The 15,030-nt window shown below is 40.9% G+C and carries 18 protein-coding genes; 13 read left to right on the top strand and 5 right to left on the bottom strand.

Annotated features, from left to right (window positions below; all coding sequences use genetic code 11):
- Positions 1-67: 67 nt before the first annotated feature.
- The 3 genes from serS to ACXYSK_RS05430 form a co-directional block, all read right to left on the bottom strand.
- Positions 68-1,342: a serine--tRNA ligase gene (gene serS, locus ACXYSK_RS05440; RefSeq protein WP_441348541.1), complete on the bottom strand. Its 1,275-nt coding sequence runs from the start codon at positions 1,340-1,342 to the stop codon at positions 68-70.
- A 213-nt stretch (positions 1,343-1,555) separates the two neighbouring features.
- The gene (locus ACXYSK_RS05435; protein ID WP_458625322.1) at positions 1,556-1,927 is read right to left on the bottom strand and encodes a DUF956 family protein; all 372 of its coding nucleotides are present in this window, start codon (positions 1,925-1,927) and stop codon (positions 1,556-1,558) included.
- Positions 1,928-1,929: 2 nt separating this feature from the next.
- Positions 1,930-3,294 carry an aspartate kinase gene (locus tag ACXYSK_RS05430; protein ID WP_458625321.1) on the bottom strand — a complete coding sequence of 455 codons (1,365 nt, stop codon included), beginning with the start codon at positions 3,292-3,294 and terminating at the stop codon, positions 1,930-1,932.
- A 253-nt stretch (positions 3,295-3,547) separates the two neighbouring features.
- On the opposite strand from ACXYSK_RS05430, the gene ACXYSK_RS05425 reads away from it, so the two are divergent.
- From ACXYSK_RS05425 to ACXYSK_RS05365, 13 genes are all read left to right on the top strand, one after another.
- Positions 3,548-4,333 (top strand): enoyl-CoA hydratase, encoded by a 786-nt coding sequence (locus tag ACXYSK_RS05425; protein WP_458625320.1) that lies wholly within the window; start codon positions 3,548-3,550, stop codon positions 4,331-4,333.
- Positions 4,334-4,422: 89 nt separating this feature from the next.
- Positions 4,423-4,857, top strand: coding sequence for a fatty acid biosynthesis transcriptional regulator FabT (gene fabT, locus ACXYSK_RS05420; protein ID WP_006150311.1), 435 nt, complete (start codon positions 4,423-4,425; stop codon positions 4,855-4,857).
- A complete protein-coding gene (locus tag ACXYSK_RS05415) occupies positions 4,857-5,831 on the top strand; it encodes a beta-ketoacyl-ACP synthase III (protein ID WP_458625319.1) in 975 nt (324 codons plus the stop codon). Before fabT ends, ACXYSK_RS05415 begins: the two co-directional genes overlap by 1 nt.
- A gap of 59 nt (positions 5,832-5,890) precedes the next feature.
- Positions 5,891-6,115, top strand: a complete 225-nt coding sequence (locus tag ACXYSK_RS05410; protein ID WP_000257840.1) for an acyl carrier protein — start codon at positions 5,891-5,893, stop codon at positions 6,113-6,115.
- A 116-nt stretch (positions 6,116-6,231) separates the two neighbouring features.
- On the top strand, positions 6,232-7,206 hold the full coding sequence (fabK, locus tag ACXYSK_RS05405; protein ID WP_006150194.1) for an enoyl-[acyl-carrier-protein] reductase FabK: 975 nt from the start codon (positions 6,232-6,234) through the stop codon (positions 7,204-7,206).
- Complete coding sequence (gene fabD / locus ACXYSK_RS05400) at positions 7,199-8,119, top strand: ACP S-malonyltransferase (RefSeq protein WP_458625318.1); 921 nt, start codon at positions 7,199-7,201, stop codon at positions 8,117-8,119. Before fabK ends, fabD begins: the two co-directional genes overlap by 8 nt.
- 32 nt (positions 8,120-8,151) lie before the next feature.
- Positions 8,152-8,886, top strand: coding sequence for a 3-oxoacyl-[acyl-carrier-protein] reductase (gene fabG, locus ACXYSK_RS05395; RefSeq protein WP_235083807.1), 735 nt, complete (start codon positions 8,152-8,154; stop codon positions 8,884-8,886).
- A 22-nt stretch (positions 8,887-8,908) separates the two neighbouring features.
- Entirely contained in the window at positions 8,909-10,144 is a 1,236-nt protein-coding gene (gene fabF / locus ACXYSK_RS05390; protein WP_006150427.1) for a beta-ketoacyl-ACP synthase II, read from the top strand.
- Positions 10,145-10,146: 2 nt separating this feature from the next.
- Entirely contained in the window at positions 10,147-10,629 is a 483-nt protein-coding gene (accB, locus tag ACXYSK_RS05385) for an acetyl-CoA carboxylase biotin carboxyl carrier protein (protein ID WP_235083809.1), read from the top strand.
- Positions 10,626-11,048, top strand: a complete 423-nt coding sequence (gene fabZ, locus ACXYSK_RS05380; protein WP_006145014.1) for a 3-hydroxyacyl-ACP dehydratase FabZ — start codon at positions 10,626-10,628, stop codon at positions 11,046-11,048. Before accB ends, fabZ begins: the two co-directional genes overlap by 4 nt.
- A gap of 11 nt (positions 11,049-11,059) precedes the next feature.
- Complete coding sequence (gene accC / locus ACXYSK_RS05375) at positions 11,060-12,427, top strand: acetyl-CoA carboxylase biotin carboxylase subunit (protein ID WP_458625317.1); 1,368 nt, start codon at positions 11,060-11,062, stop codon at positions 12,425-12,427.
- Between the two features lie 34 nt (positions 12,428-12,461).
- Positions 12,462-13,325 carry an acetyl-CoA carboxylase, carboxyltransferase subunit beta gene (gene accD / locus ACXYSK_RS05370; RefSeq protein ID WP_458625316.1) on the top strand — a complete coding sequence of 288 codons (864 nt, stop codon included), beginning with the start codon at positions 12,462-12,464 and terminating at the stop codon, positions 13,323-13,325.
- On the top strand, positions 13,325-14,092 hold the full coding sequence (locus ACXYSK_RS05365) for an acetyl-CoA carboxylase carboxyl transferase subunit alpha (RefSeq protein WP_414254355.1): 768 nt from the start codon (positions 13,325-13,327) through the stop codon (positions 14,090-14,092). Before accD ends, ACXYSK_RS05365 begins: the two co-directional genes overlap by 1 nt.
- A gap of 117 nt (positions 14,093-14,209) precedes the next feature.
- On the opposite strand, the gene nusB is transcribed toward ACXYSK_RS05365, so the two are convergent.
- Together nusB and ACXYSK_RS05355 are read right to left on the bottom strand one after the other, a co-directional pair.
- The gene (nusB, locus tag ACXYSK_RS05360) at positions 14,210-14,632 is read right to left on the bottom strand and encodes a transcription antitermination factor NusB (RefSeq protein ID WP_004251901.1); all 423 of its coding nucleotides are present in this window, start codon (positions 14,630-14,632) and stop codon (positions 14,210-14,212) included.
- Positions 14,625-15,014, bottom strand: a complete 390-nt coding sequence (locus ACXYSK_RS05355; RefSeq protein ID WP_458625315.1) for an Asp23/Gls24 family envelope stress response protein — start codon at positions 15,012-15,014, stop codon at positions 14,625-14,627. Before ACXYSK_RS05355 ends, nusB begins: the two co-directional genes overlap by 8 nt.
- Between the last annotated feature and the right edge of the window lie 16 nt (positions 15,015-15,030).

The following is a 15,030-nucleotide window of genomic DNA, read 5'->3' as shown; positions in this document are numbered from 1 at the left end:
CTACCTGTTTTTCTTTCTTGTAAATTCTAAAGAGGAAGTTCAGCTTCCTCTTTTTGCATTCAATTAGTTATGGTTTGATAACTTCAGCTCCACCCATGTATGGACGAAGAACTTCTGGAATGGTCACAGAACCATCTTCATTTTGATAGTTTTCAAGAATAGCAGCAACGGTACGTCCAACAGCAAGTCCAGAACCGTTCAAAGTGTGAAGGAGTTTCACTTTTCCATCTGCTTCATCACGGTAACGGATTTGGGCACGACGAGCTTGGAAATCTTCTGTATTTGAACAGCTTGAGATTTCACGATAAGTATTTTGTGCAGGAATCCACACTTCCAAGTCGTAAGTTTTTGCTGCTGAGAAGCCCATATCTCCTGTAGAGAGAGCTACCACACGGTATGGAAGGTTGAGTTTTTGAAGGATGTTTTCAGCGTTAGCTGTCATCTTTTCCAATTCTTCGTATGATTCTTCAGGTTTAGCAAATTTCACCATTTCAACCTTGTGGAATTGGTGCAAACGGATCAAACCGCGAGTATCGCGACCAGCTGAACCAGCTTCAGAACGGAAAGATGGACTCATCGCGGTAAAGTAGATTGGCAAGTCTTTTCCGTCAAGAATTTCATCACGGTAGTAGTTGGTCAGAGGAACCTCAGCTGTAGGAATGAGGACATAGTTTGTGTCTTTCAATTCAAACGTATCTTCCTTGAATTTTGGATATTGACCAGTACCAAACATAGAATCATGGTTGACCATGTAAGGTGTGATAACTTCAGTGTAACCTTCTTTTCCGTGCTCATCCAACATAAAGTTGTAGATAGCACGTTCCAAACGAGCTCCAAGTCCTTTATAGAAGAGGAAACGAGCTCCAGTGACTTTTCCACCACGTTCCCAGTCAAGAATACCAAGGTCTTCTCCAAGATCCCAGTGAGCTTTTGGTTCAAAGCCAAACTCGCGAGGAGTTCCCCAACGGCGAACTTCTACGTTATCGTCTTCGTCAGCACCGATAGGAACACTATCAGCAGGGATGTTGGGAAGAGTTGTGGTAAATTCTGTCAATTTCGCATCGATCTCTGCCAATTCTGCATCCAGAGCTTTGACCTCGGCAGAGAGAGCTTGCATGGCAGCAATTTTATCGTCTGCATTTTCTTTGTTGCGTTTAGCTTGAGCAATCTCAGCAGAAACTGTATTACGTTCCGCTTTAAGCGTTTCAACCTTGACCAAGATATCACGACGTTTTGTATCGATCTCTTTCATCTCGTTCAAGATAGCAGCGTCTACACCACGTGTAGCGAGTTTTTTAGCGACAGCATCAAAGTCTGTACGTATTCGTTTAATATCTAGCATATAAACTCCTTTATGAAAAAAGCACACCTGACAAAGCGTTGGAGTGGCAGGGCCACGGTTCCATCCAACTTCACAGGTGTGCACTTGATTATGTATTTAGTTTGCAACAACGGTAGAATTTCACTTAAGTTTTCTATCTGCTCACAGCACCCGCAGACTTTCTGAAAGATCAACTTAACCTACTTATCCGTTTCTATGATTATACTAAAGTTTCTATTTTTTTGCAAATAGATTTTTAATTTTACGTCCAATGATTTGAAGTAAGGTAGGTAGCTTAACAACCTTGTCATTGCCTAGCTTTTCACGAGCAATTTTAAGGATTTTTCCAGAGTCTTTTGAGGCAAAGAGGAATTTTCCTTGGTCTGTAAAGACTTCAAAATGACGACTGACCTTACGTCCCGAGACGTTGGCTCCGATTTGATTAACGCTAGACCATGGGATTTGAATATAATCCTCGACATTTCGGTCTGCGTAAAATTCTAGTGCTTGATCTCCAACAAGGAATTTTCCGACCTTTCCTGAAATGGAAAGATAGGAAGTTCCAGTTGTTTGTAGGTCAATGACTTTGTTGAGAGATTGTGCCATGTTTAGTCTTCCTTACTTTCACCGAAAAATGCTTGGTAGAGAGCCTTGATGGCAGCTTTTTCTTGGTCTTTTTGAACAACGAACATGATAGAAACTTCGCTAGACCCTTGGGACATCATTTGGATGTTGATATTATTTTCAGACAAGGCGCGAGTAGCAGTAGCAGTTACCCCGATATGACGCTTCATCTTTTCACCAACAATCATAATGATAGAGAGGTCGTGTTCAATTTCAGCATGATCGACTTCTGCTTTTTGCACAAGTTGACGAAGGATTTCTTCTTCTTTAATAGGTGTCAATTCACGTGAACGCAAAATGACAGAAAGGTCATCGATACCAGTCGGCATATGTTCCCAACCGATATTTAAGTCTTCAAGAATTTGAAGTACCTTGCGACCAAAACCAATTTCGCGGTTCATAAGGTACTTAGACATATTGATGCTGACAAAGCCAGAGTCACCAGCAATTCCCACTACTGGGAATTTATCACTGCTATGTTGTAGTACGATACGAGTTCCTGGATGGTCAGGGTTATTGGTGTTCTTGATAACCAAAGGAATTTTCCCGCGGTAGGCTGGCAAGAGAGCTTCGTCATGGAGCACAGAAAATCCAGCATAAGCCAATTCGCGCATTTCACGGTAAGTCAATTCAGGGATTGAGTGTGGTTTGTGAATAATACCAGGGTGAGCCGCAAAAATCCCATTAACATCAGTAAAGTTCTCGTAAAGGTCTGCTTTGACACCGGCAGCAATGATAGAACCTGTGATATCAGATCCTCCACGGGAGAAGGTACAGATTTGGTTTTCTTTTGTGACACCGAAGAATCCAGGAATAACAAGGACTTCTGTGCCGTTATTGAGTTCCTCGATTTTATCATAGCTTGAAGGAATGATACGAGCGTTACCAGGTTCGCTTGTTACAACAATACCGGCTTCTCGTGGATGAACATAGCGTGCATCTAATCCATTTTGGTTGAAGTAAGCTGCGATTAGTTTAGCGTTATTATTTTCCCCTGCAGCGAGGAAAGTATCGTAAAGAAATTCGTTGTTTTCAATTGGAAGAGTAGCGAGTGCTCGGATACTTTTAGAGATTCGTTCTAAAACAGCTGGTTTAAGTCCTAGTTCGCTAACCATTGCAGCGTAACGGTCGATAATCCAGTTTTGACTAGTACTGATATCGTTTCCTGCCACATAGTCACGATAATATTTAATCAAAGCATCTGTAACCTTGGTATCTTCAGCATCACGCTTTCCTGGTGCAGATACAACTACAAAACGACGTTCAGGATCACTTTTTACAATGTCTAAAACCTTTTTCAACTGGCTTGCAGAGGCAAGTGAACTTCCTCCAAATTTTACAACTTTCATAAGAACTCCTAAGATAGTATTTTATACGATTATAGCAGAAAGGAGGTCTTTTTTCAATCTGCAATAGGAAAGCCAGCTTCTTGTAAGAGGTCTGGACATGATTATATCAACCAAACTATTTTAAAGATAGAAAATATATTTACAAAATCGGCTGATACACTTTTTATCGATTTTTGCTTGTGAAAATAGAAATAAAAAGATATACTTTGAAGATAAAATAATTTAATCAGCTTTTTAAATTAAAGGAGTAGCTATGAATCATATTATCTTTCAAATTCAAGACGATTTAGCAACAATTACTTTAAATCGTCCCGAAGTGGCAAATGGTTTCCATATTCCTATGTGTGAAGAAATTTTAGAAGCACTGGAATTGGCTGAAAAAGACGATTCCGTTTCATTTATTCTTATCAATGCAGCAGGAAAGGTATTTTCTGTCGGTGGAGACTTGGTTGAGATGAAACGTGCTGTCGATGAGGATGATATTGCTTCACTTGCACGAATTGCTGAATTGGTTAATACAATTTCTTATAAGATTAAACAGATTCCTAAGCCAGTCATCATGGAAGTTGACGGAGCAGTTGCTGGAGCCACAGCAAATATGGCCTTAGCAGTTGATTTCTGTATTGCATCTGACAAAGCTAAATTCATCCAGGCTTTTGTAGGTGTGGGCTTAGCTCCTGATGCAGGTGGCTTATTCTTGCTTACACGATCTCTAGGTGCAACTCGAGCAACTCAATTAGCAATGACAGGCGAAGCCTTTACCGCTGAAAAAGCCTTTGAAGCAGGAGCTTTGTATCGCCTATGCACTAGTGAACAATTAGAAAAAACTAGAGAACAATTGTTGAAGAAGTTGAGACGCGGTTCTTCAAATTCCTATGCTGCGATTAAGAAACTTGTTTGGGAAAGTGAGTTTAAACAGTGGCATGAATACGCTAAACTTGAATTAGAATTGCAAGAATCACTATCCTACACAGAAGATTTTAAAGAAGGTGTACGTGCACATTCTGAGAGAAGACGTCCAAAATTTGTCGGGAAATAAAAAATGCTTGCACAATTCTTTGAAGTTTGATATACTTTTCTAGTCAAATGTTTTGATTATAAAACTTTTTTTGTAAGGAGGGAAGAGAAATGGACTACCAACAAGTCAATGACTATTTAACATCAATTTTTAACAACGTCCTAGTGATCGAGGAAGTAAGTTTGCGAGGTAGTCGTTTCAAAGATATCTCTATCAAAGAAATGCATACGATTGATGTTATCGGTAAGTATCCAGAAGTGACTCCTAGTCAAGTTTCCAAAGAGTTGATGGTAACACTAGGGACTGTGACAACGAGCTTAAACAATCTGGAGCGAAAAGGATACATCGAACGGATTCGTTCAGATCAGGATCGTCGTGTAGTACATCTACATTTGACAAAGAAAGGTCGCCTTGTACATCGTCTCCATAAACGTTTCCATAAGGCCATGGTCGAAAGAATTATCGAAGGAATGAGCCCTGAGGAAATGGATGTTATGGGTAGAGGGTTGACTAATCTTTATCACTTTTTGGAGGATTTGAAATAATGGCTTTTGCAAAAATAAGCCAGGTCGCTCATTATGCTCCAGAGCAGATTGTCACAAACGAGGACTTGGCTCAGGTCATGGATACGAGTGATGAATGGATTTCAAGTCGGACAGGGATTAAAGAACGTCATATTTCTAAGACAGAATCAACAGGAGATTTAGCGACAGAGGTTGCAAGGCAACTTCTAGAGAAGGCAGGGATTTCTGCTGAAGAGCTAGATTTCATTATTCTGGCTACTATGACACCTGACTCGATGATGCCTTCAACAGCTGCTCGTGTTCAGGCCAAAATCGGCGCTCATAAGGCTTTTGCTTATGATTTAACAGCCGCTTGTAGTGGATTTGTCTTCGCCTTATCAACTGCAGAAAAGTTCATTTCTTCAGGAACATATCGAAAAGGTCTTGTTATCGGTAGTGAGACCATGTCAAAATCTTTGGACTGGTCTGACCGCTCAACAGCTGTCTTGTTTGGAGATGGAGCTGGCGGAGTGCTACTTGAGGCAAGTGATCAAGAACATTTCTTAGCAGAAAGTCTCAATAGCGATGGTTCTCGTGGTGAGTGTCTCACCTATGGAAAGACAGGATTGATTTCACCATTTTCGATTCAAGAAGAACCAGATGTTTTCTTAAAAATGGATGGGAGAGCAGTTTTTGACTTTGCAATTCGAGACGTGGCTAAATCTATTAAACAGACCATCGAAAAAAGTCCAATATCAGCAGATGAACTCGATTATCTCTTGCTTCATCAAGCTAATATTCGTATTTTGGAAAAGATGGCTAGAAAAATCGGTGTCGATCGTGACAAACTTCCTGCTAATATGATGAAGTATGGAAATACCAGTGCGGCAAGTATCCCGATTTTACTTTCTGAGTGTGTAGAAGAAGGGCTCATCAATTTAGATGGTAGCCAAAAAATTCTCTTGTCAGGTTTCGGTGGAGGTTTGACATGGGGCACACTTATTGTTACAATTTAGGTAATCATGTGGTGATCACATTGTTATAAAAAAAACTATTTATTTTAAAGGAGTCTATCATGGCAGTATTTGAAAAAGTACAAGAAATTATCGTTGAAGAACTTGGAAAAGATGCATCAGAAGTAACACTTGAATCTACTTTTGATGATTTGGATGCAGATTCATTGGACTTGTTCCAAGTAATCTCAGAAATCGAAGACGCTTTTGATATCCAAATCGAAGCTGAAGACAACTTGAAAACAGTTGGCGACTTGGTTGCTTACGTTGAAGAGCAAACAAAATAATTAGAATAAATAAAGAAGGAGTAGGGGAGACCCGCTCCCTCTTGTTTAGGTAATAGTTTGATCGTCAAATTATAATAAGGTCGAACTATTACGTAAGCAAGACTTATGGAGGCAATATGAAAACACGTATCACTGAACTATTAAATATTAAATATCCTATCTTCCAAGGTGGAATGGCCTGGGTGGCAGATGGCGATTTGGCTGGAGCTGTTTCAAAAGCTGGTGGTCTCGGAATCATTGGTGGAGGAAACGCACCTAAAGAAGTTGTTAAAGCTAATATCGATAAGATTAAATCTTTAACAGATAAACCTTTTGGTGTCAACATCATGCTCTTATCTCCATTTGTAGATGATATTGTTGACCTCGTTATTGAAGAAGGGGTTAAGGTAGTCACAACTGGTGCAGGAAATCCAAGCAAATACATGGAGCGATTCCATGATGCTGGAATTACCGTTATTCCTGTAGTTCCTAGTGTTGCATTGGCGAAACGCATGGAAAAAATCGGTGCAGATGCCGTCATTGCTGAAGGTATGGAAGCCGGCGGACATATTGGTAAATTAACAACCATGACCTTGGTACGTCAAGTTGCAGCGGCAGTCTCAATTCCTGTAATTGCTGCAGGTGGTATTGCAGACGGCGAGGGAGCTGCAGCTGGATTTATGCTTGGTGCAGAAGCTGTTCAAGTGGGAACTCGTTTTGTAGTTGCTAAAGAATCTAATGCTCATCCAAACTATAAAGCTAAAATTTTAAAAGCCCGAGATATTGATACAACGATTTCAGCACAACATTTTGGACACGCAGTTCGTGCCATCAAAAACCAATTGACTCGTGATTTCGAGCAAGCTGAAAAAGATGCCTTTAAACAAGAAAATCCAGATTTGGAAATTTTTGAGCAAATGGGTGCTGGAGCCTTAGCTAAGGCTGTTGTCCATGGTGATGTGGATGGCGGTTCAGTAATGGCCGGCCAGATTGCAGGTTTGGTTTCTAAAGAAGAAACTGTTGAAGAAATCTTAAAAGATATCTACTACGGTGCAGCTGAAAAGATTCAATCAGAAGCTGCTCGTTGGGCAGGAGTTACAAGAAATGACTAAAACAGCCTTTCTATTTGCAGGTCAAGGAGCTCAATACCTAGGAATGGGTCGCGAGCTCTATGACCAATATGCTATCGTCAAGGAAACAATCGATCAAGCTAGCCAAGTCTTGGGTTATGATCTCCGTGATTTGATTGACAATGATGAAGCAAAGTTAAATCAGACTCGCTACACACAACCAGCTATTTTGGCTACTTCAGTTGCGATTTACCGACTTCTAGAGGAAAAAGGTTACCAGCCTGATATGGTGGCAGGTTTGTCGCTTGGAGAATATTCAGCCCTTGTAGCTAGTGGCGCTTTGAATTTTGAGGATGCAGTGGCACTAGTTGCTAAGCGTGGATCTTATATGGAAGAAGCGGCACCTGCTGGGTCTGGTAAAATGGTAGCCGTACTCAATACTCCAGTTGAAGTTATTGAACAAGCTTGTCAAGATGCTTCTCAATTTGGCGTTGTGACTCCAGCTAACTACAATACTCCAAGCCAGATTGTTATCGGTGGTGAGGTAGCTGCAGTAGATTGTGCAGTTGAACTTTTGCAGGAAGCGGGAGCAAAACGCTTGATTCCTCTAAATGTTTCTGGACCTTTCCATACAGCTTTATTGGAGCCTGCAAGTCAAAAATTAGCACAAGCCCTGACAGCAGTTGAATTTTCTGATTTTGCTTGTCCTCTTGTTGGTAATACAGAAGCAAAGGTCATGGAAAAAGAACGAATTGCAGAACTCTTGACTCGTCAAGTTAAGGAACCTGTTCGTTTTTATGAGAGCATTGCAGTCATGAAAGAAGCGGGAGTCACTTGTTTTATCGAGATTGGTCCTGGAAAAGTCTTGTCAGGATTCGTCAAAAAGATTGATAAAACTGCTCAACTTGCAAATGTTGAAGATCAAGCAAGTTTACAAGCACTCTTAGAAAATTAGATCAAAATAGTAGAAGTTCTGAAAGGAGAAAAATGAAACTAGAACAGAAAAATGTCTTTATTACAGGCTCAAGTCGAGGAATTGGTCTCGCCATTGCTCATAAATTTGCCAGCTTGGGAGCCAACGTTGTCTTGAATAGTCGTGGTGAAATCTCCGAGGAGCTTCTAAACGAGTTTAAACCATATGGTGTGAAGGTACTTGCTATTTCTGGTGATGTCTCAGACTTCACAGATGCAAAACGCATGGTGGATCAAGCGATTGAAGAACTAGGTTCAGTTGATGTCCTAGTGAATAATGCTGGGATTACTCAAGACACCCTCATGCTGAAGATGACAGAAGAAGATTTTGAGAAGGTCTTGAAAATCAATTTGACAGGTGCCTTCAATATGACACAAGCTGTTTTGAAACAGATGATAAAAGCACGTGAAGGTGCCATTATCAACATGTCGAGTGTTGTCGGTTTGATGGGAAATATCGGTCAAGCAAACTACGCTGCTTCTAAAGCTGGTCTGATTGGATTTACTAAATCAGTAGCACGTGAAGTTGCCAATCGAAATGTTCGCGTCAATGCCATTGCTCCAGGAATGATCGAATCAGACATGACTGCGGTTCTATCTGATAAGGTGAAAGATGCTATGTTAGCACAAATTCCGATGAAACAATTTGGCCAAGCTGAGCAAGTCGCAGAGGTCACAGCCTTTCTTGCAAGTCAAGATTATCTAACGGGACAAGTCATTGCAATTGATGGTGGACTAACCATGCAATAAGAGTTAAAATAGAGGTATGAAAATGAAACTAAATCGAGTAGTAGTAACAGGTTATGGATTAACATCTCCAATCGGGAACACACCAGAAGAATTTTGGAACAATCTAAAAGATGGAAACATTGGAATTGGTGAAATCACTAAGTTTGATCACAGCGCTTTTGATGTTCATAATGCAGCAGAAATTAACGATTTTCCGTTTGACAAATACTTTGTAAAAAAGGATACCAATCGTTTCGATGATTATTCTTTATATGCCTTGTATGCAGCTCAAGAAGCGGTGAACAATGCAAATCTTGACGTAGAAGCGCTTGATAAAGATCGCTTTGGTGTCATTGTTGCATCAGGTATCGGTGGAATCAGAGAAATCGAAGATCAAGTCCTTCGACTTCACGAAAAAGGACCAAAACGTGTAAAACCATTGACACTTCCAAAAGCCTTGCCAAATATGGCAGCAGGAAATGTTGCTATGCGCTTTGGTGCAAATGGTATCTGTAAATCTATCAATACAGCTTGTGCTTCATCAAATGATGCTATCGGAGATGCCTTCCGTTCTATCAAGTTTGGTTTCCAAGATATCATGTTGGTTGGTGGTTCAGAATCATCTATTACTCCATTTGCGATTGCAGGTTTCCAAGCCTTAACAGCTCTTTCAACAACAGAAGATCCAACTCGTGCTTCTATTCCATTTGACAAAGACCGTAATGGATTTGTCATGGGTGAAGGATCAGGTATGTTGGTTCTTGAAAGCTTAGAGCACGCAGAAAAACGTGGAGCAACTATCCTTGCCGAAGTTGTTGGTTATGGTAACACTTGTGATGCTTACCACATGACTTCACCACATCCAGAAGGTCAAGGGGCTATTAAAGCTATCAAACTTGCCTTGGATGAAGCTGAGATTACACCAGACCAAGTAGCCTATGTCAATGCCCACGGTACATCAACTCCAGCTAATGAAAAAGGAGAAAGTGGAGCGATTGTAGCGGTTCTTGGTAAGGAAGTACCTGTATCTTCAACCAAGTCATTTACAGGACACTTGCTCGGTGCGGCAGGTGCAGTTGAAGCCATTGCAACAATTGAAGCAATTCGTAACAACTATGTTCCAATGACAGCTGGAACAACAGAATTATCAGACTACATTGAAGCAAACGTAATTTATGGGCAAGGAGTGGAACGTGAAATTCCTTATGCTATCTCAAATACCTTTGGATTTGGTGGACATAATGCAGTTCTTGCTTTCAAACGTTGGGAGAATAAGTAAAGATGAATTTAAATGAAATCAAAGACTTGATGGCACAATTTGACCAGTCAAGCTTGAAAGAATTTTCTTATAAAAATGGAACGGATGAGTTGGTCTTCAGTAAGAATGAAGCAAAACTTGTTGCAGAAACAAGTCCAACACCTCAACCTGTGGTTCCAGCAACTACACCTACAGTTGCACCACAAGTTCCAACTACAACGCCAGCTGCAGAAGCAGCTTCAGAATCAAGTGTTACTGAGTCTGTAGCTGAAGGAGACCTTGTAGAAAGTCCACTTGTCGGAGTTGCTTACTTGGCTGCCGGACCTGATAAACCTAATTTTGTTTCAGTTGGTGATACTGTTAAAAAAGGCCAAACCTTGGTCATCATCGAAGCTATGAAGGTCATGAACGAAATTCCAGCACCTAAAGATGGTGTCGTAACAGAAATTCTTGTTGCCAATGAAGAAATGGTTGAGTTCGGGAAAGGCTTGGTACGTATCAAATGATTGATATTCAAGGAATTAAAGAAGCTTTGCCCCACCGCTATCCGATGCTCTTAGTGGATCGTGTCTTGGAAGTCAGTGAAGATACAATCGTTGCTATTAAAAATGTAACGATTAATGAACCTTTCTTCAACGGACACTTTCCAGCCTATCCTGTAATGCCAGGTGTCTTGATCATGGAAGCTTTGGCACAAACAGCAGGTGTCTTGGAATTATCAAAACCTGAAAACAAAGGGAAGCTTGTTTTCTATGCTGGTATGGACAAAGTGAAATTTAAGAAACAAGTTGTTCCTGGTGATCAGCTTGTCATGACAGCAACTTTTGTCAAGCGTCGTGGCACAATCGCCGTAGTAGAAGCGAAGGCAGAAGTAGATGGTAAGCTTGCAGCAAGCGGTACTCTAACCTTTGCTATTGGAAACTAGGGAGGTTTTCCATGTTTCGTAAGATTTTAATTGCCAATCGTGGTGAAATCGCTGTTCGTATTATTCGTGCGGCACGAGAATTAGGAATTGCAACAGTCGCTGTCTATTCGACTGCTGACAAGGAAGCTCTCCACACGCTTTTGGCTGATGAGGCTATCTGTATCGGCCCTGGGAAGGCTACAGAATCTTATCTGAACATCAATGCCATCCTATCAGCTGCAGTCTTGACTGAAGCTGAAGCTATTCACCCTGGATTTGGTTTTTTAAGTGAAAATTCCAAATTTGCAACCATGTGTGAAGAAGTTGGGATCAAATTTATCGGACCATCAGCCCGTGTCATGGATGTCATGGGAGATAAAATTAACGCCCTTGCTCAAATGATTAAGGCAAACGTGCCTGTCATTCCAGGATCAGATGGAGAGGTCCATACAGCAGAAGAGGCTCTTGCTATTGCTGAAAAAATTGGTTATCCAGTTATGTTGAAAGCTTCAGCTGGAGGTGGTGGAAAAGGGATTCGTAAGGTTGAAAAAGCAGAAGATCTTGTGTCAGCCTTTGAAACAGCCTCTAGTGAAGCCAAAGCCAACTTTGGTAATGGAGCTATGTACCTTGAGCGTGTGATTTATCCTGCTCGCCATATTGAAGTACAGATTCTTGCTGACCAAATGGGACATGTTATTCACCTTGGTGAGCGTGACTGTTCGCTTCAACGGAATAACCAAAAGGTTTTAGAAGAAAGTCCTTCGATTGCTATTGGAAAAACCCTTCGTAATGAAATTGGTGCTGCGGCAGTTCGTGCAGCGGAGTCTGTAGGCTACGAAAATGCTGGTACGATTGAATTCCTACTAGATGAAGCAAGTGGCAAATTCTACTTTATGGAGATGAATACGCGTGTCCAAGTGGAACACCCGGTAACCGAATTTGTTTCAGGTGTAGATATTGTCAAGGAACAAATCCGTATCGCAGCGGGTCAATCATTGACTTTGAAACAAGAAGACATTGTTCTAAAAGGACATGCCATTGAGTGCCGTATCAATGCAGAAAACCCAGCCTTTAATTTTGCACCAAGCCCAGGGAAGATTACCAATCTTTATCTACCAAGTGGTGGTGTGGGCTTGCGTGTTGACTCTGCAGTTTATCCTGGTTATAGCATTCCGCCATACTATGATAGTATGATTGCTAAAATTATTGTTCATGGTGAAAATCGATTTGATGCACTTATGAAAATGCAACGAGCTCTTTATGAACTCGAAATTGAAGGGGTTGTCACCAATGCTGATTTTCAGCTCGATTTGATTTCTGATCGTCGAGTGATAGCAGGAGACTACGATACTTCATTCTTGATGGAAACTTTCTTACCACACTATCAAGAAAAAGAATAATATAAAAAGAGTATGAGACTGAAAAGGGGGATGTATGGCTCTATTTAGTAAAAAAGATAAATATATACGAATTAATCCCAATCGTTCACTTAGAGAAAAGCCCCAAGCTAAACCTGAGGTTCCAGACGAACTCTTCTCAAAATGTCCAGGTTGTAAACACACCATTTACCAAAAAGATTTAGGGAGTGAGCGTATTTGTCCTCACTGTGGCTATACCTTCCGTATCTCAGCACAAGAGCGTCTTTCTTTAACCATTGATATGGGAAGCTTCTTAGAGATGTTTACAGGAATTGAGACGCAGGATCCATTGGAATTTCCAGGCTACCAGAAAAAATTAGCCTCTATGCGTGAAAAAACAGGGCTTGATGAGGCTGTTGTTATAGGAACTGCTTTGATCAAGGGGGAAAAGGTAGCCCTCGGAATCATGGACTCCAACTTTATCATGGCGTCTATGGGAACGGTCGTTGGTGAGAAAATCACTCGCTTGTTCGAATACGCGACAGCTGAAAAATTACCAGTCGTCCTGTTTACAGCATCTGGTGGAGCACGTATGCAAGAAGGAATCATGAGTTTGATGCAGATGGCTAAAATCTCTGCAGCAGTTAAACGTCATTCTAATGCAGGTCTCTTTTACCTAACAATCCTTACTGATCCAACAACTGGTGGTGTTACAGCTTCCTTTGCTATGGAGGGTGATATCATCTTGGCAGAGCCTCAAAGTTTGGTAGGATTTGCTGGACGCCGTGTCATTGAAAATACCGTAAGGGAAGATTTGCCAGAGGATTTCCAGAAGGCAGAGTTTTTGTTAGAACATGGCTTTGTGGATGCGATTGTTAAACGGAGAGAATTGCCAGATATGATTGCTCGATTAGTAAGGTTACATAAGGGGGATTGTTGATGAATATTGCAAAAATCGTCAGAGAAGCACGTGAACAAACCCGCTTAACTGCCTTGGACTTCGCAACAGGAATATTTGATGACTTTGTAGAGCTCCATGGTGATCGCTCTTTCCGAGATGATGGTGCTGTTATTGGTGGTATCGGTTGGTTGGGAGACCAAGCAGTAACTGTTGTTGGAATTCAAAAAGGTAAAAGCTTACAAGATAATCTTAACCGTAACTTTGGACAACCTCATCCTGAAGGTTATCGAAAAGCCCTTCGCTTGATGAAGCAGGCTGAAAAATTTGGCCGTCCTGTTGTAACCTTTATCAACACTGCAGGTGCCTATCCTGGTGTTGGAGCAGAGGAGCGTGGTCAAGGTGAAGCTATTGCTCGTAACCTTATGGAGATGAGCGACCTCAAGGTGCCGATTATTGCCATTATTATCGGTGAAGGTGGTTCTGGTGGAGCCCTAGCTCTAGCAGTAGCAGACCGTGTTTGGATGTTAGAAAACTCGATCTATGCAGTTCTCAGTCCTGAAGGCTTTGCTTCTATTCTTTGGAAGGATGGCAGTCGTGCCATGGAAGCTGCAGAGTTGATGAAAATTACTTCTTTCGAATTGCTAGATATGAAGATTGTAGATAAGGTTATTTCTGAGGTGGGCCTATCAAGTAAAGATCTGATCAAGCAAGTCAAAGAACAACTCCGAGCAGAACTTGATGAACTTGGTAAACTGCCACTAGATCAACTCATTGAAGATCGTTACCAACGCTTTAGAAAATATTAAAAACATAAAAAAGCTAGAACTATTATAAGTTCTAGCTTTTTTGTTAACCTGGACTCCAAGTTTCGATGGAAGTGTAGTAAAAAAGTGTTTGATAATAGTCAAACACTTTTTCTATAGTTAGTTTTCTTCAGTTACAAACTGGCTGAGCAGTCCGTTGATGAAACGGGCTGATTTTTGATCTGAAAAGCTTTTTGCAAGTTCAATAGCTTCGTTCACAGCTACGAGTTGAGGAGTATCAAATGAAGTGATTTCGAAAACTCCCAAACGCAATAAATTCTTTTCAACTAAGGTTAAACGTTCAATCGTCCAACCAGACTTTAAATGCTGAGTGATTTGTTTGTCTAGTTCCTCTTTTTGAGCTTGAACACCAGATACAAGATCGATTAGGAAGCTAGGGAGTTTTACCTCGTCGTCTTCTCGATCATGAGTATAAGCGAAGCGACAAGCTGTTTCAATATCAGAACCATATTCAAGACTCATCAGTGCTTGGAAGGCACATTTTCGTAGTTCGCGTCTAGATTCTAATAATGGACTAGTCATTGAGGAAGTCCTCATCAAACAAATCTTTTAATGCTGGTTTTGGTGTCTTATCTGGTGCAATACCAGCAACGTGAATATTCACAGCATTGAGTTCAACATCAGCCATATTACGAACGGCATCTTTTACAGCTTTTTGAATAGCCATTGCAACCTTAGGAACCTTGACACCATACTCAAGATAGAGATAGATATCAGCTGTTAGCTCTTCTTCAGATTCTTTTAGATAGACACCACGGCCGAGTGAAAGTTTTGAAAGGGTGTCAGATACTGATTTGTTTGAAAAAGAGTGGACACCATCAACTTTAACTGTAGCGATTGCAATGATTTTTTCAAGTACACGTGGGGCGATAACGATTTCGCCTAATTGTTCTTCAATTCCCATAGAATGACCTCTTTCT

It is taken from the genome of Streptococcus sp. V919 (genome assembly GCF_054353475.1).
This window is presented reverse-complemented; position numbering and strand designations above follow the sequence as displayed.